We start from the raw sequence: 20,546 nt of genomic DNA, 5'->3' as shown, positions 1-20,546 counted from the left end.
TTTACTTCAATGTTAAGTTTATAGAAAAAGTCGTTTCATTTTCTTCGTTTTTACCAAAATGAGTGATTAAAACTTTATCCACCCATTTTAGCTTTTCAATCTCCTCCACCCACTTAGTAAAATCTTGGTTCGCAATTGTGGTTCCTGAAATTACAATCAGTTTATCTTTGGTAAGAATTGGTTCTTCAGCCTTAACTTTTTTTTCTAACGGATTAAAAATTAATTCTGTTAACAAAATCGAAGTCGGAACTCTATTCGCAATTTCATTAATCACTTGAGAGCTTCTAGAGGTCATTCTTCCATCAATATCTTTAACTTTTTCTTCTTTTACTATAATTCTCTGTTTAATTTCAGTAACGTCTTCTATTGAAGATTTATTTACTAATAGTGTCTCTGATGATTCTTGTGCTAATTTGTAATAGCGAGAAAAAAAGATAAAATTGAATACTAGTATTGCTAAAACAATACCGACCATAATTTTAATTCCTTTATTAAAAAAAGAATTTTGATTAAAATCATCATAAAGCTCTTCACTGTACGATAGTGCTGATCCAGTATTTGCAGTATTATTCAGCAACAATCGCAAGATTCCTGAAAAAGCGAGAAGCTGTCTATTTTCAATCTGTAGTCCATTTATAGTATAAGCAACTGTAGTGTCTAATGGATTTATGGCAATAGTTGGATTCTCTTCCTTTGATACTAATTGATAATTTGTAAAAAACTGATTTTCATTAGAATATTCAATTATATCTGCAATAGAACAAACACCAAGACTTATTCCTGCTACTTCAATTTTCTGATTTTTGTAGTTTTCTAATAAAGTATCTACATATGACTTTCTGGCAATCGCAATAACTGACTTTGTCTTTACTCTCCAAATTTCATAATAGAATTCATCCCAGTTAGTATTCGGAAAAGATTTGTGCAACAACTTTTCATCTGAAGGATCTATACCTGAAACTTCTTTCTGAATAACCTGATTTGAATTTATGATTAAGAAAAAAGGCAGTTTTGAATCCCATTTTTCAGCTATTGTACCATTATAACTAACCCTATCTTTTTTACTAATTACAAGTCCTTCTTTTTTATTTTCAACTAAAAGCAAGGCAACTTTATCTTCACTGTTTAAAGTGAAGTGTTCAACAGCAATATATTGCTTTCCAAGTAAAAAATTATTTAAGGAAAATTTTGCCATTAGTAAATTACTGTAGGTTTAATTAATACACTTAATTTTTTCTTAGAATCTTCACGTTTTCTAGAACTAAATAGCCATTTAATAACTGGAATTCTTGATAATAAAGGCACACCAGTTCCCGAATCATTTTTTACAGATTCTTCCAATCCGCCTAAAACAATTAAATCTTGGTCTTTCACTCTAATAATGGATGTGAATTCTCGAGAATTGATTCCAGGAGGAGCATCTTTATCCACTTTTTGCCCATTAAAACTAGACTGAATTACTTTTATATCCATAGTAATCTGTCCGTTTCCAGAAACTAACGGCATAATCGTTACCGACAATTCTGCATCTATAGGCTGGTAGTTTTTAACTTCTGATGCCTGTGGAATTTGAGAACCATAATAATTCTGATTAGTAACAACATAGTATGTAGTTTCTCCAATAGACAAATAAGCTTTATGACCATTCAAAGTAGATAATCTTGGGGATGAACGCACTTTCAAATTTCCATTTGTTTCCATAGCTTTTAAACTCAAATAAAAGTTTGGAACCACTTGTCCAATATTCAAAGAGCCAAATCCGCTGAAACCATCAATGATTTTATTAATTGTTGTTGCGCCCAATGTTATATCTGCACTAGGAAAAACAGTCCCTTTTGTTGTAACTGGTTTATCGCCAATCCCAGCATTTATTCCTGTTTCTACTGTAGCACTTCTATTCACTTCAAGCAACATAACCTCAATCAAAATAACAGGAACTGCTTTATCAATATAATTAACAAAAGATTCAAATCTTTCAATATTTGCTGCTGGTCCATTTACCAGAAAACTATTTAATTCTTTATCAACTTTGATATCTAAATCTCGTTTTATTTCATCTGGAATAATGGTTAAAATAGATTCTGATGGCGTACTACTTGAAGAAGATGATGATGAAGAATAATTGCTGCTGTTATTGCTATTATTAAAACTATTGCCTTGATTTGAAAAATTACTCGAATTAGAATTGTATCTATTACTACTGTCATTAGAATTATAATTCGTATAACTATTTACGTTATTAAGTCTTCCAGCACTTCTTCCTTCTTTTGACGGATCGCTTAAAAGTTCAATGGAACGATGCATAAGTGGCACCAACTTTATGTTTCTTACTACAAGCTGGTCTTTTGTTCCAAAATAATACACCGAACCGCTTTTCTTAAAAGTGTAAGCACCTCCTGAAGCAGCAACTGGCGCTGAATTATTGCTATTATTATTAAATTGCTGATTACTATTTTGAACAAAACCACCATCCGATTTTATTTCAAATAATTTTACCAAAAGTTCGTCAAAGGTAATATTCTTTGCTTTTACTGTTCCATTTCCTGCATTGTCTAACGGACTAGATATAAACATATCCAAATCTAGCTCATGTCCAATATCATAAACAATGCTTGATATTGGCGTGTTCTCAAAATCTACATTCAATAGTTTTTTATCAGCATCAACAACAGTAAAGAAGAAATTAGATTTTCTAGGACGCTGTGGTTTGTTTTGTCTTATTGCATTATTTGCATCCGAATTTCCTTCAACAGCATAATTTCCTTCAAGCTTATCAAACACATAAAAATTATCTCTTGATTTGGTAACGCTCAAATTATTAGCGTATGCCATTTTATTTAAAGCTGCGTCAAAAGGCATACTTTTGATATACGCAGTAAGCAGCTGATTTTCTAGTCCTGGAGCAAAAACTAAGTTTTTGCCACTTTCATCCATAATTTTCTTAAAAACGTCATATAATTTATCGTCTTTCAAATTCAACGAAAGCAAGTTATTGGCTAAATCATAAGATACATCAATAGATTTTACCTTTTGAATTTCAACTGGTTTTTCGTACGATTTAATAGATAAAATATTACCCGTAAAATCAATTGTCAAGTTGTATTCTTTACATAAAAAAACAAGAAGATCTCCAACAGTAACGTCAGAAAAATTATTGACAATATTAATTTGCTGCAAGTTTGATGCAACACTAAAATTAAGTTTATGAATTTGAGAAACTGCTAGTAAAAAACTTGACAATGAAGCCTCTTTTATATTAACGCTGACCTTTTCGTTTAAGCCTGGTGCATCTGCAGAAATAGATTCAATATTATTTTTAATCTGTAAAATACGATTTTCCTGCGAAAACGAAATTTGGAAAACCAGTATAAAAAACAGCGTAATTATTCTTCTCATGAAACTTATTATAATGTAAGATTTTTATATATTTAATTTTACAAGAGTAATGAAAAAACTTCATCAACAGAAGTAATTCCCTCTTTAATTAATAACAATGCGTTACGTTTTAGTGTAAAAATGTTTTTATCATCTAGATAGTCATTGATATCCAGCTGATTATTCTTTATCAAATTAGACAATTCAGAATCAATCGGTAAAATTTCATAGATAGCTTTTCTTCCAGAATATCCTGTGTGATAACAGTTTTCGCATCCAGTTGCTACAAAATGAGATGTTAGATCGCTCGGGATTTCAAATCCGGTTGGAAAAATTTCATCAGTTATTCTTTCTTCTGTTTTACAGGAATTGCATAATTTTCGCACCAAACGCTGTGCAACACTCATATTTAACGTGCTGGCAATTAAAAATGCGGGAACTCCCATATCTATTAACCTAGAAACAGTTGCCCAAGCCGAATTGGTATGAATTGTAGATAAAACCAAATGTCCGGTTAAAGCAGCGCGAATTGCCATATTGGCTGTATTTACGTCACGAATCTCTCCAACCATGATTATATCAGGGTCTTGTCTTAAGAAAGTTCTCAAAGTTGCGGCAAAATCAAGTCCGATATTTTCTTTTAACTGCACCTGATTAATTCCTTCTAAAGTATACTCTATCGGATCTTCAACTGTTAAGATATTCGTATTTGGAACATTTAAGTTCTTTAATGTCGCATATAGTGTTGTGGTCTTTCCAGAACCCGTTGGTCCAGAAATGAGAACTATACCGTTTGGCTTTTTTATATTCTCGCGATACATCGCTAATTCTCTGTCTGTAAATCCAAGAGAATTAATATCAATATGACTGGTATCTTTGCTCAGGATACGCAATACTACTTTTTCACCATGCAGAGTTGGCAGAACTGAAACACGCACATCAAAATCCTGATAATCTGTAACCATGGTTATACGGCCATCCTGCGGCAGTCTTTTTTCTGAAATATCTAGCTGCGCTCTGATTTTAATTTTGTTTACAATAATAGGATATTCTTCTACAGAAATATGAAATTGCTCTTTTAGTTTACCATCCAAACGAAAACGAACTCGTGCATTTTTTTCATAAGGTTCAAAATGAATATCACTGCTCCCTATTTCCTTTGCATTCAAAACGATCTTTTCTAAGAAATCTGATGTATAGTGGATTTCCGAAACATCATTCGAAGTTTTTCTATAGTTTGTACTTAAATATCGATTAATATTTTCTGCAGAATCCAATTCTAATTCTACCTGAAAACTAAGCAGTACGCCTAATTCATTTTGAAGACTGGTTACATCTGCTGCATCAGTTTTTAATACAACTGTATCTAGATTTTTTCCTACTGGAATAATTCTATAATAATAAGCCTGTTCTGATTTTACAAGCTGCTGAAATTCTATTGGAATATTGAAACTCTCCATCTAGTATGCAAATAAAAAAGTATCGTTATAACAAAAAGAAACTATGTAAACAACACCAAAAAAAAGAGACATATAGCCCGCAAGTGGAACTGTAGAGGCATCTTTTTTGTTGCTTAAAATTAAATGTAAAAGCAAAGAAAAAATAAGCGAAAAGACGAAAAGAATCCAAAATGAGACAATTGAAAAAGAAGCTGCTATAAATAGAAAGAATAACACATCTCCTATTCCAATTGTATTTTTAAAATCTAAATTTTTAAACTTTATATAAATTGATGTTACAGCAAGCAGAAATACTACAAATAATAAATTAAAAGCAAAATTGACAAATGCAACTGATAGCGGCACAGCGTTAGACTGAATCGTAAAAGCTAAAATTCCAATTATTGGATACAAAAACCAGTAAACCATCCGGCTTTTAAAATCCTGATACAAAACAATTGCAAATAGAATAATTAATATTAATTTCAAATACCACATTAATCATTTATGATTTGCTTTGGAACGCCATTTTGATCAATTTCCCAAACATTAAAAACTCCATTTCCATTAAAATCTGTAATTGCTGTAGCTTTTACCTTAAACTCATTATTGCTTGAATGTACGATTTCATAAACATAGTTCGCGCTTCCATTTTCTTTGGTTGTTTTTGGCGCTTCAAAATCTATTTCAGTAAAATTAGGACTGTATTTTGAGTACATAAAATAGTACTGCTTTTCAGCATTATATATGGCTTTAAGCTGAACCTGAGCCTCAACACTTTTAGCTTTTGTGATCAAGGGCATTAAGTTAGGAAGGGCTATTAAAAGTAAAATTCCAATTATGGCAAGAACAATCAACATTTCCTGAAGATTGAATGATGGCAGTTTTTTCAGTAAATTTTTCTTCAAAATAAATATAAATTAATTTTTACAAATATATCTTTTTTATCGAGAAAACAATGGCGTAGATAATGAGAAATAATTTGTTAATAAAACTTTAAATTTATAAGAAATATTTTACTATAATTACAATCTTTTTTAATCAATACAAGATTTCAATAGGAATCTCGTAATCATACACTTAAAAAATCATACTAGAAAATTTCACAATAAAAATTAAATGCCTTGAGATGAAAACTAAAATAATTGCCTTTGTTCTATTACTAAATTTATGTTCATACGGTCAAAAATCTACAGAATATGACTATGGAATTCCACTTCCTCCGGAATCATATCAATTTAAAAAACGATTATTAAACAATGTTTCTTTATATACTGGTCAGCCTTCTATTGACATTCCTATTTACACCATTGACTTGGATGGTATGCAAGTACCAATTTCTATTTCTTACAATACTGGAGGTATAAAAGTCGAAGAAGACGCAACATCTATAGGCCTAGGATGGAGTTTAAATATTGGCGGACAAATTACGAGAAGCACTAATGGACTACCAGATGAACGTTTTTTCATGCACCAAGACTATAATGGAATTAAGGGAATTGGTAATTTTAAAGGAACATTATTACCAAATACTGTTGGGTATTATAATTGTTCTCAAAATTACTTATATGCTGACAGAGTTCAGTTTTATGACGATTCATTTAGAGCAGGAGACAATATAACTACAAATTATCCAATGGCAGACATGCGTCCCGATGATTTCTTTTATAGTTTTTTTGGACACAGCGGAAAATTTATGTTTAACCAAGAATTGAAAAAATTTATAACCTTTCCCTTAGATGACATCAGCATTAATTATGAGGTAAGCCCAATAGCATCTGCAGGATACTTTTTAGATAACTTTAATATAAAACTCCCTAATGGATATAATCTAATTTTAGGTAAAGATGGTCGCTCTGCTATTAGTACATATGGTGGTACACCATTTGACCAGTCATGGCAATTGAAGAAAATAATCTCCCCAAATAGCAAAGAAATTATATACACTTACTTAACGGCTCGTTATAACTTATATACAAATCTTTCTAATCAAACAACGCAGATATTAACGATGAGCACAAATGAAATTAATGGCTCATCATATGAATCAACTGTGACAAATAACATTGAACAATTGATATCTGAAATAACCTTTCCCTCAGGTAAAATTAATTTCACATATGGAGATAGAATTGATCTTCAAACAGGAGCAAAAAAATTACAGGAAATTAAAGTTTATGATAAATTAAACAATCTTATTAAGAGAATAGAATTTGTTCAAACTTATTTTAATGCAAATAGCAATTTATTCGGTCAGGATGCTGTCGATAAGAGATTAAGACTTGACGCTGTCAAATTTTATGATTCAAAAAATACAGTTGTTGAAAATTATAATTTTGATTATTATTTATTTGACAAAATACCTTCTAAATATTCAAAAGCACAGGATCATTGGGGATACTTTAATGGTAAAGTAACCAATAACTCTCTTTTTCCTAAAAATTTATTGCCACAGGCATACACTGTAGATAGTGACTATGGCTTCAATAGAAATATTGATACTTTATACACTAAAACCTTTTCATTAAAAAGTATTAAATTTCCAGAAGGAGGCTCCAAATATTATAATTATGAGAATCATGTAGCTTTAACAAATCCTACAACTGGTATTTACTATGACGCTATTTCAGATGAGCGATACTCAGTAAGAAATTTTTCATTCTCAGTTTCTGGATATGATTTAAAAAACTTTTATCCAGCACCAAGTTCTACAAACAGCTTTAACAAAACTTTTTATAGTAACGAATTAGAAACAACTATTTACAGTTCGTCTTTAAAAGGTGCCGAGGCTGGTGTCATAATATCTTCAAACCTACCATTCAAAGTTCCTTCTACAATAAATGCTGAATTTAACAATGTTCAGTTTTACTTACAGCAAAAACAGAGTGATGGTACTTTCACAGACATTAAATATTATGGTACTATCTCTAAAAATGAAAATACATCAGGTAATATCCAAAGCTATTTTGATGTAGGAGGAAAAGGTGCTTATCGAATAAAAATAGTTGTTACTCAAAATTATTTGTTATCAAGTCCTAATGATTATAATTTTTACCATAATACAAGCTTTACTTTAAGATATAGAGATAAAGTTAGAGATGATGTTCATGTAGGAGGATTAAGAATAAAAAATATTCAAACATATACAAATGACACTTCAAATGGCCCAAAATATACAACTAATTTCAAATATCAGGATGACAATAATATCACTTCAGGAAAAATGATGAACGTACCTTGTTATGCTGAATATATCTCTATTTATTCTCCTGGCACAGAACCAGGTTCAGGCTCACATAACTTAGGAATTAAATTATCTTCCTCTTCAACATTATCACTATACAAAACATCGAGCTCAAACGTTGGTTATACGAAAGTTGATCAAATTGATTTTGACAATACCACTAAAAAAGAAATTAAAGAAAGCAGTTACTTTAGTTGGGTTGAGCCTAAATTTTCAGAAATACCAATATTTGATGATTTAAGAGAACAAGAACCTAAAGATTGGCACAGAGGGAAACTATTAAAAAAACTATTCTATAACAATGGAACAGCAATAAAAGAAGAGCAATACACCTATTACGGAGATCAAATAGAAAAAAACATGGGCTATGTTGACGATATTAATTATCAGTTAATTGATCGAAACGCTTTTTGTCTTCCTCAATCAGGAGTTTCAAAACACATTTATCCTATGTATGTACCACATCCAGGAATATTTTCAAAAGTAACACCGATGCTTTTTTATGGTATCCCTCAAATCAATAAGTATGGTATAGAAAACAATAGTAACCCTCAGACCATAATACCTTATTTTAAAATTTATACTGGTTTTGATAAATTAAAATCTAAAACAATAATAGACTATTTTGGAGGCAATAGTGTTGTTCAATCAGAAAATTATTTTTACAATTCAACTCCAACAAGCATACAATTATCATCGCAAACAAATGTTAACTCGAAAGGAGAAACATTAGAAACTAAATATTACTACGCGCAAGATGCTGAAATGACAAATGAACCTTTCAGAAATGAACTCCTTGCAAAAAACATGATTGGAATTCCATTAAAACAAGAATCCTTTAAGGGGGCAAATAAATTATCAGAAAAGAGAACCAAATATGGCAGTTTTCCATCTTCAATAGTTAATCAGCCAAATATATTACCTCAATATATCTATACTAAAAAAGGAAATGTTGTTCCTGACCAATTGGAGAAAAAAGTAACTTATCAAACCTATGACACCTTTGGTAATATTACTCAATATACAATAGAAAATGGAAATCCTGTTTCTATAATTTGGGGGTATAACCAAACCCTTCCGATTGCTAAGATCGAAAACGCAACAGCTTCCCAAATTGCATCTGCTTTAGGCGTTTCAAGCATAAACAATCTAAACGAGACTAATCTAGCAGGCATAGATGCTTTACGAAACAATGGCGCCTTTGCTAATTGCATGATTTCAACTTATACCCATATTCCGCTTGTCGGAGTAAGCACCATCACAGATCCTAAAGGAGATAAAACCACCTACACCTACGACAGCTTCGGAAGGCTAGAATCCGTAAGGGACAATGCAGGAAACATCCTTTCAGAGAACCAGTACCATTATAAAAACTAACCGGACCAAAGCATCATGAAAAACGCAATAAAATTCCTTTTGGCTCTGTTCCCTATATTGGCAATAGGCCAGACCCAGAGCGAAAACTACATAAAAACAGTAAAATATAAGGTGCCGAGCGCCTCGCTTATCACATCGCCCACCATCCAGCAGGCATCCCAGAGCACGACCTATTTTGACGGTCTGGGAAGGCCCGTGCAGCAGAATGCCTCGCAGCAGTCGGCTTCTGGGAAAGACATCATCACCCATATAGAATATGACGGCTTCGGAAGGCAGGCGGAAGAATACCTGCCGTTTAAGACGGAAACCGCAGACATGGCTTTTGACCCTTCGGCCAAAGCCAAACAGTCTTCCTACTATGCAAATCCAAATCCGGCCCTTAACGGAAATCCCGCCATGGAGGCCACCTCATACCCATTCAGCAGAAAGGAGCTTGAGGCTTCTCCGCTCAGCCGCGTGCTCAAGCAGGCAGCTCCCGGAAACGCTTGGTATTCGGGTTCGGGGCATGAAATAAAAATGGACTACCAGACCAATGCGGCCAATGAGGTGAGGCTCTTCTCTGCCGCCACGCAATGGAATGCAGCATCCGGACTGTATGGCATTTCCCTTGTCGCCAATGGCTACTACAGCGCCAATGAGCTCTATAAAACCGTAACCTATGACGAGAATACGGCCGCGGCTCCGCTTGAAGCCAACGGATCGGCCGTTGAGTTTAAAAACAAGGAAGGGCAGATCATCCTGAAAAGAACCTACGATGCGCAGGCCAAGCACGACACCTATTACGTATACGACATCTACGGAAACCTCACCTATGTGATTCCGCCTAAGGCTTCCGACCTCATTGACGGTTCTCAAGGCATTCAGGCCGACATCGCCTCTACGGCTGTTGTGGCGCCGGGACAGACCCTGAACCTCACAGCCTCAAACTCAATCACCCTTCTGCCGGGCTTCCATGCTCAGGCTGGAAGCGCTTTTTCGGCTGTGATCAATAACGGAACGCAGACGCTCTTAAACGATCTGTGCTACCAGTACAGATACGACTACAGAAACAGGCTGGCTGAGAAGAAGCTTCCGGGAAAACAGTGGGAGTTTATGGTCTATGACAAATTGGACCGAATTGTGGCCACAGGGCCTGCCAATTCCCCTTTCCCTGATGGGAACGGCACGGGATGGACCATCACCAAATACGATGCTTTCGGCCGCGCAGTCTATACCGGATGGGCGCAGCATGCCTCGGCTGATGCTGCGGGAAGAGTCGCACTGCAGGCTGCGCAGAACGGCGCATCTGCCATAAACGAAGCAAGAACCGCTTCGGGAACCCTGGACGGAGTGCCTGCCCATTACACCAATGCTGTGGCTCCTGCATCTTTCAGGCTCCTTTCGGTAAGCTATTACGACACTTACGCTTTCCCTGGCGCTGCCGCAGTGCCTGCAATGCTGGAAGGCCAGAACATATCCCCTCAGGTTAAGGGTCTCGCATCGGGATCATGGACAAGGGTGCTCACTTCAAGCGCCGAAGCCTTGGGAGAAACCTCAACCACAATCTATGACGATAAGGCAAGGCCGGTGAGGGTATGGACATCAAACCATCTGGGAGGATACACCTGTACCGACACCAAACTTGATTTTTCGGGCAAAACGGAATACAGCATCACAAGGCATAAAAGAACGGCTTCCGATGCCGAGCTTACCACGAGAGACGGCTTCATCTACTCCGCGCAGGACCGCCTTCTGGTGCAGACCCATCAGATAAATGGCGGGACAGTCGAGGTTATTGCCGAGAACGCCTATGACGAGCTGGGGCAGCTCATTTCCAAAAAGGTAGGAAACAGTGCCCAGAATGTCAATTACAGCTATAACATCCGCGGATGGCTGGCGGGAATCAACGATGTGTCTTCTCTTGCAAAGCCTGGAGACCCTAAGGATCTCTTTGCCTTTAAGATCAATTACAGCAGCCCGTCTGCAGCTAGCGGCGCAGCGGCGCTCTACAACGGAAACATCTCCGAGACCCAATGGGCAACCAATTCGGATAACGGAATACTGCGCGGATACGGCTACAGATACGACAATCTGAACCGCCTAAAGGAAAGCATATCCGTAAAAGCGGGCGCTGTGAGCAATGCCTACAATGAATCTCTGTGGTACGACAAAAACGGAAACATCACAGCCCTTACGCGCAACGGCAGCAGCGAAGCCGTGCAGCCGATCGACAATCTGTCTTACGCCTATTCTGGAAACGGCAACCAGCTGGCCAGAGTGACAGACAGCAGCCGCAAGGATTTGGGATTCATTGACGGAGCCAATGCAGGCGATGACTATGCCTATGACCTTAACGGAAACATGGTATCCGATGCCAATAAAAATATTACGTTAATAACTTACAACCATATGAACCTTCCCGTAAAGGTAACTTTTGCGGCAAGCGGAAATATTGCCTATATTTACAATGCGCAAGGGCAGAAATTGAAAAAGATTGTGAGCGAAACAGGAAAGGCTGCTATAACAACCGATTATCTGGGAGGATACCAGTACGAAAACGGGGTGATGAAGTTTTTCCCAACCGCAGAAGGTTATGTTGAGCCATCTGCAGGCGCATACAAATACGTTTACCAGTACAAGGACCATTTGGGCAACATACGTCTGAGCTACGACAAGAACCTGAATATTCAGGAGGAGAACAATTACTATCCTTTCGGAATGAAGCATATGGGTTACAATGGTGCAATCGCCTCAACAAACAGCGCTTTAAAGTATAAGTACAATGGTAAGGAGCTTCAAGATGAAAGCATTGGAGGCAATCAGCTGAATTTTTACGACTATGGGGCTCGTAATTATGACCCTGCACTTGGTCGTTGGATGAACATTGACCCACTAGCGGAGAAATATTCTAATTTATCAATGTATACCTATTCTTTAAATAATCCTGTATACTTTTTAGATCCAAATGGAATGGAAATAATTAATGGTGATCAAGTAAAGAAAAAAGAGATTGACGAAAAAATAAAAACAAAAAATCAATATATTGAATCACAATTAGCTAAAATGAATCTTTCAGGTCTTTCAGAAAGTAAATTGAAGAAAAAATTGACAGACAGTCAATTTAAGAGCTATAAAAACATGCAGAAAGAGATAAAATCATTAACAAAAGAATCTAAAGAACTCGATATTCAGTCTAAAAAAACTAATGATAAAATAAATGAATTAAAAAAGGAAGCTCCAGAACTGTATAATAAAATGAATTCTTTAAGCGTTGATATATACTGGCAATCCAGTGACTATATACATAATAACGATGGTCAAAACAATACCTCTTTCGAAAATTCAGATCCAAAAAATGTTAGTTTAAGATCATCATTTGGCTCTAATTCAACTACGATTGTAACTGGAAATACCCCTTCGGGAGATCGAACAACTTTAGAAGTAAGCAAACATGAATTCGGTCATGCCGATTATATAATTGAAAATACTCAATCATATTATGAATGGTTGATAAACAATAAAATTAATTTACAAAAACACGACGGCCATAAAAACAACGATCCATCTGGACAAAGAGCTGACGAGTATACTAATAAAGATTTTAAATCAGACAAATGAAAAAGTTAATTTTAATTATATTATTTATATTTCCGGCACTTGTTTTCTCGCAAGTAGATATTCAAAAAAAAGATATTGATACAATGTCTATAATTTATAAAGCAAAAACATTTACGATAAGCAAACATGGCTTTAAGGATATCGAATCACAAATAAGTTCTTTAAAAAACATGCCTTATGAAATTTATGGCACTAATGAATTTCTCTTCATAAAAATAAAAGGTAACTTTTTCTGTGAAGAAAAAGGAAACGTTGTAACCTTTGCTTGGTGCGAGTGTGACTATTACGTTTGTTATTCTTTTGAAAAAGATTATTTCTATTTATTAGGAGGATTTAAGGTTAATGATATATTACCTTTTTCAAAAGAATATAGAGGTTCACTTTCGAGTGTTAATTGGTCATACAGAATTAAAGATCAAAAATTGAACGAGTTTTTAGAAAAAATTACTTTAAAAAAAATAAAAGAAGCTGATAAAATTTTTAATAAATGTATTGATTCTTCTAAGAAATGAAAGATAATGACGAATGAGCAATTTATTAAATCTGCTTTGCTTTAAATATTCTACCTCTCCATACTGGGTAGTGTTTTAAAGTTAGTGATATGAAATTTCGATTTCTAATCTATTGAAATAAAATAAATATCATTAAAAAACAATTTAAAGATGGGCATTAATGCTCATCTTTTTTGTTTTAATAGTCTCTTAAACGTGCTAAAATGAATAAAAATTCGATATAGTGTTCCATAGTTAGTGATGATATAAATTGTCCTAGCTAAAGCGACAGACAACAGCCGAAAAGATTTGGGATTCGTTGACGGAGCCACTGCAGGCTATGATTATGTCTATGACCTTAACGGAAACATGGTTTCCGATGCCAATAAAAACATCACCCTGCTCTCCGAAGAGCTCCATATGAAAAGCTGCGCAAATGTCTCTGACTTTGCGCATTTTTTTGGCCTAAATATGAAAGACCTGTCAAAAGTCTCCATACTTTTACTCTCCAAATCTTAATAGAATTTTTATTCTAGAATTTTTTGTAAAGTTGCAGACTTTATCGTATTAACATTCGTAGTTACATTTGTTTGCAAGGCGCAAAGTCAGCCCCGAAAGCTTTCGGGATTGCACAACTTGTTAAGTTATTACAAGAACACTTTGCAGAGCGGGGATTATTCCAGAAAAACCTAAAAAAAGAAAGTAAATTTTAAAGAAATGATCATTAAATATAAAGCGATACTATTATTTGGATTAGTATTAACGATACTTAGTTGCACTACAAAAAATAATAATAATGTAACCAGAATCTATAATTTTAAAGGAATTAAATTTTATGAAATAAAGTGTGGTGAAAAAATTTATTTTTCATTACAAGAGGGAAATTGTAATTCGATGCCTTCATCTTATATATATCCTAAAGGAGATTCAGAAAATTACTTTTGCATTTTTTTACGAATTAAAAATAAAAAGTTAGAATTGTATTCACCTTATAATGATTTGGTGAAATTTGGAAACATTAGCGATCAAATAAAAATTTTTGAATATAAGACTCCTGAAGATAATCTTTTTATTGAAGATTCAATTAAAGGAAAGTCATACTCTATAGATGGGACAACTTCGTTGTAAGAGATTTGATCCGAATTATTTATAAAAATATCGTTCAAACGTACCGTCCTTATAGAGTTAATAAAAACAAAAGCCACTTTTTCTGAAGCGGCTTTTAATTATGATTTTTACTAAATAAAATAAAACTTTTATCTCCTCCTTAAATTATTAATCTCTTTTGACAAAAAGCTATTCTGCTCCTTAAGCTTATCATTTTTTATTTCAAGATCATTTACCTTCTTATTCAAATCAATAACATACAGGGTTAACTCCTCAATTTTCTGTAGTAATTTTACATTCATTTCCCCTAAATTAATTCCGTTTTTCAAAACTTCTTCTTCGCTTGGAATATTTTCTAAATGTCCTTTTTCTTTAATGTGCCTTTCAACTTCAGCAATTGTAGGCAGTTTATATTCTTCTTTAAAAACAAAATCAGACCAATTTTCCATATTGACTTTTACCTCTTTAGAATGTATGGTGCCATTTACATCCAATTTATTCTGAGGCGAACTTACACCAATACCTACATTGCCTAAATTGTAAATTAAATTAGAACCATTATCTTTCCAATTTGTTGCCGCGTAAGAAAGTAATCCTGCATAGGGATGGGTAGCTTCGGGGTGAATAAAGAATAACTCGGAAAGACCTAAATTTCCATTGTTTTCAGCATTGTAAAATGTAAATCGAAGTTTTCTATATGTTCCAGGAACAGGAACTTGAGTAGAAAAATTAAACCCTACATAGTCAGTTGAGGAATAATCTACAACAGTTACCCAACCATTATCATAACCTTCAATCTTAAATCGATTTGCTGGCCAGTAACGTGTTGTCCAGCCAACCCACGTTCCTGTTTGGGTATGAGCTTCTGGTAAACCTTCTATAAGTATTACAACTGGATTTGATGCAGAAATGGGAGTTGAAGTATAATAGGGCATCATTCCACCATCAAACAAGGTAGGCAAATCTACGACTGGTCCTGTTCGGGTAACTGTATATCGAGTTGTGGCATTAAACAAAATGTTATGCTCCCATCCTACTGGTGTCAAATTTGTTGAGAAAGTTTGGGCACTTGTAATCTGACATAAAAATAAGGGTAAGAAAAAGTAATTTGTATTTTATATTTGCTCGGTTTTAGTGAAAGACAAACATAAGATATTACATCAAAAAAAATCATAACATAAGAGCTTAAAATCTGAAAATAAAAGATTAAATTTTAACACTACATTACATCTATTTGATTAGATTTGTTAAAAAATATAAAAAAATAATTACAATAAAAAAAATGTTATGTTTAAAAAAGTTGTTGTCTTAATTTTAATAATTTGCAGTGCTTGCCAGACAACCAAAATCAAAAATGATAATTATAAATTTTCCTCTTCAGTTGTAGAATTAGGGAGTATTGGAACTTCAAAATTATCATACAATCTCAATACTTTTGAGCCTAAAGCTTTGGCAAAACTTGAAAACAATATTCGCGTAGAAATTGGCGTAGTTCCTTACAATAAAAAATTAAACAAGATCTATAAATCAAAAGCTAAATACAATCAAAACCAAACCAAAGTAGCTTTTATAGACAGTCTTCCCATTAAGCCTGAGTTGGTAACTATCAAAATATTAGATGTTGCCGGATTGGTTGATGAGATAAATGCAGATTATAATGCTTCACTTCTAAAACTTTTAACGGATACTCAAAATCTGCAACTAATTTCAAGTCTAGCTGTAAGCTTACCAACTGATGAAATTGCAAAAATCAGACAAGCTGATGCTTATTATTTGGCTAATAACCAATACAAAAAATACACAATAGCATTATACAAAGCAGGCAAAAAAACAGATATTATAGATATTAATCCTGAAACTATTGTGGCGTACCAAGTCAGTTCATTCTGTTGGACAAAATCGGTAAAGGGCCATTGGAATGTTGCTGATATCGTAAACGAAAATGATAGATGCACCGGAATAACCAAACAAAAAATAAGCGAGAAAAAAAATAACAAAGATCTTTTTGATCTATAGTTTTTCAGACCGAATTTTACTTTTATAAATACCTATTTCTTTACCATAATGAACAGATCTTTCTTAAAATATTTTTCACTTTTATTCATACTCAATTTTATTTCGTGCGAAGAAATACTAATGGTCGATGATATTTCTAAAAAAGAAGTTGTACTGACAGCGCCAGCCAATAATGCGGTTTTATCTTTTTCTGGAATCACTTTTTCATGGGAAAATGTTGAAAGTGCAGAGAAATATCAACTTCAGATTGCTACTCCAAATTTTGAAACCCCGCAACAAGTGGTTCTTGATACCATCTTAACCAAAAATACTTTTACACAGCAATTAAATATTGGAAAATACGAATGGCGAGTAAAAGCAATTAATAGCGCATATGAAACTGCATACTTTAAAAGAAGTTTTGAGATTTTAAATAATGATGATTTTGAAAAGAATACCGTAGTTTTAGTAACTCCTGCCAACAATTTAACAACCAAAATAGCCGCTCAGAAATTATCATGGGACGCTATAATTGGGGCAACAAGCTATCAAGTCCAAATTTTAGATGAAAATAATACTTTGGTAAAAGATCAAAATATCGAAACCACTCTATTTAACTTTACTTTTGACGAAGGAAAATATACTTGGAAAGTGCGTGCCAGCAACGGAAATGCCGAAACACTTTATACTTCGAGATCTATTCTAGTAGACACTAAAGCACCAAACACTCCTGCTCCTACCAATCCGACGAATGCAAGTACGACTACTAATACCAGCATTAACTTTCAATGGAATAGAACTCCAATTTCTGGAAGTTCAGAGAAAGATAGTTTATATGTCTACACAGAAAGTGCTTTGACAAATCTAAATTTCAAAGATAAAGCCACTAGTCCGTACAATAAGACATTGACCAAAGGTACTTATTACTGGTTCGTCAAATCATTTGATGATGCAGGAAACCAAAGTGCAAGAAGTACCGTTTTCAACTTCACTATAAATTAAAAACCTTCTCCCAAAGAAACTACTAACCAAACTTATATGAAAAAAATAATTTTAATAGTTCTTTTCTTTAATACTATTATTTCAATCAAATCTCAAAACACCACTTTTGATAATGTTAGCATTGGTATAAGTTATCCTACTTACGGTGCACAGATAAAAACAAACTTCCCCGGGTATACAGGCGGTTGGGGACGTGCTTACTCTCTAGCTAATGAATCGGGGAGCGAATCCTTTTTTACATTTGGTTCTACTGGCAACTCTATAAATGGCGTTTCTACTGTTTCAAGCAATTTCATAGGTAAAGATTTAAACAATAGATATATGACATTTTTACCAAATGGAAATATTGGCATTGGAACATCAAATCCTCAAACTATTTTGCAAATTGGTGAGTTTATAAATAACAATAATTACAAACTTAGCTTTCCAGGAACATATAACTTTGAAGAAATCAAACTAGGCCAATATGGAAATGGCAGAAGTGGTCTGGAAATTATCACTCATACCAATTTATACAATTCATTTGGCGTAAGGCTTTTTGCGGGTACAGACACTGGCCTAAATGGATTACTTTTTCAAACGGCAGATGCTACAAATTCTACGGAAAGTTTAGCTTATTCAACCAAGATGGCGATTATCTTGAATGGAAATGTAGGCATTGGTACAATAGCTCCAGATGAAAAGCTTACTGTAAAAGGAAAAATCCACACTCAAGAAGTTCGAGTTGATATGGCTGGCCCGTTAGTCCCAGATTATGTTTTTGCTGATGATTATAAACTGAAATCATTGCAGGAAATCGAAGATTATGTTAAAGAACATAAACATTTGCCTGAAATTCCTTCTGCCAAGGAAATTGAAAATAATGGTTTGAAGCTAGGTGAAATGAATATGGCTCTACTTAAGAAAATGGAAGAAATGACACTTTACATGATCGAACAGAACAAACAAATCAAAAATCTAGAAAAGAAAATTGAAACCCTAACCAATAAACAATAACTATCCATGAAAAAAAGACTATTCTTCTGCTTATTGATTATTTTTTCCTCTGCAAAAATTATAGCTGTAAATCTTTATAAAGCAATTTCGATAGCTTATGCAACAGAATATGAAACTAGCGTTACTTTCCCAGCCGGTTATGCTATTGGCGATTATGTTGAGTTTTTAAGAGTAAATCCAACATCAGCTGGAGCAAGTGGTTATTATCAGATTTCTTTAAGTTATACTAGAGGGAATATCGCTTCAGCGGCAACGCACATTGCATCTATCAGCCATTCCAATCCTAACTTATGGAGAGAAATTGGTCGTATAAACAACAATCCTTATGTAGGAAGTGGAACAAATTTTACTATTGACTGTAATACACAATATGCAAATCCTAGATTTAGAATACGTGCCGTAAATACTTTGGGAGTCAATACACCAATAATAGTTTATATCAAAGTTATTTCTATAAATGTAAACGGGAATTTTGATCCTTTAAATATAACTGGAAATGATACCAGTGTTATGAAATTCCTTCCTATGACAGCTGACTGGGATTTATATGTAGGAAATGTTTTTACTTCAGATGGCGCTTCACTCGCTATTAAGGCGCTTCAAAATGGAAATGTAGGTATTGGTACAGCAACACCAGACGAAAAACTTACCGTAAAAGGTAAAATCCACTCACGAGAAGTAAAAGTTGATATGGCTGGTGCATTAGTTCCTGATTATGTTTTTGCCGATGATTACAAATTGAATTCATTACAAGAAATTGAAAATTACATTAAAGAACACAAACATTTACCCGAAATTCCATCTGCTAAAGAAATCGAAAAAAATGGTTTAATGCTAGCCGAAATGAACATGGCTTTGCTAAAAAAATGGAAGAAATGACGCTTTACATGATAGAAATGAAAAAAGAAAATGAAAAGCAAAACGAAAAAATAAGCACTCTTGAAAAACAATTAAAAAAAAGTAACCAATAATGAAAATAATAAAACTAGCCTTTTTAATAGCAATCACTCATACTTCATGTATAAATGCGCAAATTCAAGTTTCTCCTGTAGCTGATGATTTTAAAATAATAAATATAGGCAATAATGCCCAAGGAGATTATACCCGTAATCTAATTTTATTGCACGAAATCTATAATGGCGCTTTTATATCCATGAATAATGCAGTAGGAACAATTACAGCTTTTAGAGGCAGTGCTGCTTCTTATAATCGAATAAATATTGTAGAAGTAAATACTTCATCAGCATATGCCAACATTAACGCTACTATTAGAACTTCTGTAAATGATGCTAATTGGACCTTAAAAACATGTATCTATAACGGAAAAAAATATATAGCGGTCGATGTGCCATACAGTGCGGCTTATCATGATTTAGGCTATAAATTTTCAGGATGGACAAAATCTACAGGAGAAAACATGAAATCTATTAATTATCAAGTTAATGGTCTGCCAGTAAATACAACTATTTTAACCGATATTAAGGACTTTACTCCTAATATGGATGAAACGCATCAGGTTAATAATTTTCATATTTTAAGTAGCAATACAACTATTGGAACGAACGAGAGAAATTCTAATTTGACTGTTGCAGGAAACATTGCATCGCGTGAGGTTAAAGTAACTGTAAATGCAGGAGCCGATTTTGTTTTTGAAAAAAATTACGACCTTCCTTCACTAGATTCGATAGATAAATTTATACAAGAAAACAAGCATTTACCAGAAATTGCTTCTGCTGAAGAAATGAAAAAAGATGGTATTAATTTGTCTGAAATGAATATTAAACTTCTTCAAAAAATTGAGGAAATGACTTTGTACATGATTGAACAAAACAAAAAGATTAATGAACTTCAAAAACAAAATAAAAATTTCGAAAATATAGAAGCTAGGTTAAAAAAAATAGAAGATAATATCAAACCATAAAA

At 33.8% G+C, this 20,546-nt stretch carries 14 protein-coding genes; 9 read left to right on the top strand and 5 right to left on the bottom strand.

Annotated features, from left to right (window positions below; all coding sequences use genetic code 11):
• Position 1 precedes the first annotated feature (1 nt).
• The 4 genes from BLP44_RS15210 to BLP44_RS15190 all read right to left on the bottom strand — a co-directional run bounded on the left by BLP44_RS15210 (position 2) and on the right by BLP44_RS15190 (position 5,731).
• A complete protein-coding gene (locus BLP44_RS15210) occupies positions 2-1,195 on the bottom strand; it encodes a general secretion pathway protein (RefSeq protein WP_091134202.1) in 1,194 nt (397 codons plus the stop codon).
• On the bottom strand, positions 1,195-3,396 hold the full coding sequence (locus BLP44_RS15205; protein WP_091134200.1) for a type II secretion system protein GspD: 2,202 nt from the start codon (positions 3,394-3,396) through the stop codon (positions 1,195-1,197). The genes BLP44_RS15210 and BLP44_RS15205 overlap by 1 nt, the downstream gene beginning before the upstream one ends.
• 38 nt (positions 3,397-3,434) lie before the next feature.
• Positions 3,435-4,835 (bottom strand): GspE/PulE family protein, encoded by a 1,401-nt coding sequence (locus BLP44_RS15200; RefSeq protein ID WP_091134198.1) that lies wholly within the window; start codon positions 4,833-4,835, stop codon positions 3,435-3,437.
• A gap of 476 nt (positions 4,836-5,311) precedes the next feature.
• Positions 5,312-5,731: a prepilin-type N-terminal cleavage/methylation domain-containing protein gene (locus BLP44_RS15190; protein ID WP_394363686.1), complete on the bottom strand. Its 420-nt coding sequence runs from the start codon at positions 5,729-5,731 to the stop codon at positions 5,312-5,314.
• A gap of 212 nt (positions 5,732-5,943) precedes the next feature.
• Here BLP44_RS15190 and BLP44_RS15185 point away from each other — a divergent pair, with 212 nt between their 5' ends.
• The 4 genes from BLP44_RS15185 to BLP44_RS15170 all read left to right on the top strand — a co-directional run bounded on the left by BLP44_RS15185 (position 5,944) and on the right by BLP44_RS15170 (position 14,651).
• On the top strand, positions 5,944-9,435 hold the full coding sequence (locus BLP44_RS15185) for an RHS repeat domain-containing protein (RefSeq protein WP_091134193.1): 3,492 nt from the start codon (positions 5,944-5,946) through the stop codon (positions 9,433-9,435).
• Positions 9,436-9,450: 15 nt separating this feature from the next.
• A complete protein-coding gene (locus BLP44_RS15180; protein WP_244511791.1) occupies positions 9,451-13,032 on the top strand; it encodes a DUF6443 domain-containing protein in 3,582 nt (1,193 codons plus the stop codon).
• Positions 13,029-13,544: a hypothetical protein gene (locus BLP44_RS15175; RefSeq protein WP_091134191.1), complete on the top strand. Its 516-nt coding sequence runs from the start codon at positions 13,029-13,031 to the stop codon at positions 13,542-13,544. The genes BLP44_RS15180 and BLP44_RS15175 overlap by 4 nt, the downstream gene beginning before the upstream one ends.
• 696 nt (positions 13,545-14,240) lie before the next feature.
• The gene (locus BLP44_RS15170) at positions 14,241-14,651 is read left to right on the top strand and encodes a hypothetical protein (protein ID WP_091134189.1); all 411 of its coding nucleotides are present in this window, start codon (positions 14,241-14,243) and stop codon (positions 14,649-14,651) included.
• Between the two features lie 128 nt (positions 14,652-14,779).
• On the opposite strand, the gene BLP44_RS15165 is transcribed toward BLP44_RS15170, so the two are convergent.
• Positions 14,780-15,676, bottom strand: coding sequence for a hypothetical protein (locus tag BLP44_RS15165; RefSeq protein WP_091134187.1), 897 nt, complete (start codon positions 15,674-15,676; stop codon positions 14,780-14,782).
• Positions 15,677-15,917: 241 nt separating this feature from the next.
• On the opposite strand from BLP44_RS15165, the gene BLP44_RS15160 reads away from it, so the two are divergent.
• The 5 genes from BLP44_RS15160 (at position 15,918) to BLP44_RS15140 (ending at position 20,544) form a co-directional block, all read left to right on the top strand.
• Complete coding sequence (locus BLP44_RS15160) at positions 15,918-16,646, top strand: hypothetical protein (RefSeq protein ID WP_091134184.1); 729 nt, start codon at positions 15,918-15,920, stop codon at positions 16,644-16,646.
• A gap of 48 nt (positions 16,647-16,694) precedes the next feature.
• Positions 16,695-17,627, top strand: coding sequence for a phage tail protein (locus BLP44_RS15155; protein ID WP_091134182.1), 933 nt, complete (start codon positions 16,695-16,697; stop codon positions 17,625-17,627).
• Between the two features lie 36 nt (positions 17,628-17,663).
• A complete protein-coding gene (locus BLP44_RS15150) occupies positions 17,664-18,623 on the top strand; it encodes a tail fiber protein (RefSeq protein WP_091134180.1) in 960 nt (319 codons plus the stop codon).
• A gap of 6 nt (positions 18,624-18,629) precedes the next feature.
• The gene (locus BLP44_RS15145) at positions 18,630-19,502 is read left to right on the top strand and encodes a tail fiber protein (RefSeq protein WP_091134178.1); all 873 of its coding nucleotides are present in this window, start codon (positions 18,630-18,632) and stop codon (positions 19,500-19,502) included.
• Between the two features lie 91 nt (positions 19,503-19,593).
• The gene (locus BLP44_RS15140) at positions 19,594-20,544 is read left to right on the top strand and encodes a hypothetical protein (protein ID WP_091134176.1); all 951 of its coding nucleotides are present in this window, start codon (positions 19,594-19,596) and stop codon (positions 20,542-20,544) included.
• Positions 20,545-20,546: the final 2 nt, after the last annotated feature.

The sequence above is a fragment of the Flavobacterium anhuiense genome, assembly GCF_900101855.1.
Classification (GTDB): Bacteria; Bacteroidota; Bacteroidia; order Flavobacteriales; family Flavobacteriaceae; genus Flavobacterium; species Flavobacterium anhuiense.
This window is presented reverse-complemented; position numbering and strand designations above follow the sequence as displayed.

Coding starts and splice junctions, on each gene's coding strand:
- BLP44_RS15160 (WP_091134184.1), top strand. CDS start 15,918: ATGTTTAAAAAAGTTGTTGTCTTAATTTTAATAATTTGCAGTGCTTGC.
- BLP44_RS15155 (WP_091134182.1), top strand. CDS start 16,695: ATGAACAGATCTTTCTTAAAATATTTTTCACTTTTATTCATACTCAAT.
- BLP44_RS15150 (WP_091134180.1), top strand. CDS start 17,664: ATGAAAAAAATAATTTTAATAGTTCTTTTCTTTAATACTATTATTTCA.
- BLP44_RS15185 (WP_091134193.1), top strand. CDS start 5,944: ATGAAAACTAAAATAATTGCCTTTGTTCTATTACTAAATTTATGTTCA.
- BLP44_RS15180 (WP_244511791.1), top strand. CDS start 9,451: ATGAAAAACGCAATAAAATTCCTTTTGGCTCTGTTCCCTATATTGGCA.
- BLP44_RS15210 (WP_091134202.1), bottom strand. CDS start 1,195: ATGGCAAAATTTTCCTTAAATAATTTTTTACTTGGAAAGCAATATATT.
- BLP44_RS15200 (WP_091134198.1), bottom strand. CDS start 4,835: ATGGAGAGTTTCAATATTCCAATAGAATTTCAGCAGCTTGTAAAATCA.
- BLP44_RS15145 (WP_091134178.1), top strand. CDS start 18,630: ATGAAAAAAAGACTATTCTTCTGCTTATTGATTATTTTTTCCTCTGCA.
- BLP44_RS15175 (WP_091134191.1), top strand. CDS start 13,029: ATGAAAAAGTTAATTTTAATTATATTATTTATATTTCCGGCACTTGTT.
- BLP44_RS15140 (WP_091134176.1), top strand. CDS start 19,594: ATGAAAATAATAAAACTAGCCTTTTTAATAGCAATCACTCATACTTCA.
- BLP44_RS15170 (WP_091134189.1), top strand. CDS start 14,241: ATGATCATTAAATATAAAGCGATACTATTATTTGGATTAGTATTAACG.
- BLP44_RS15205 (WP_091134200.1), bottom strand. CDS start 3,396: ATGAGAAGAATAATTACGCTGTTTTTTATACTGGTTTTCCAAATTTCG.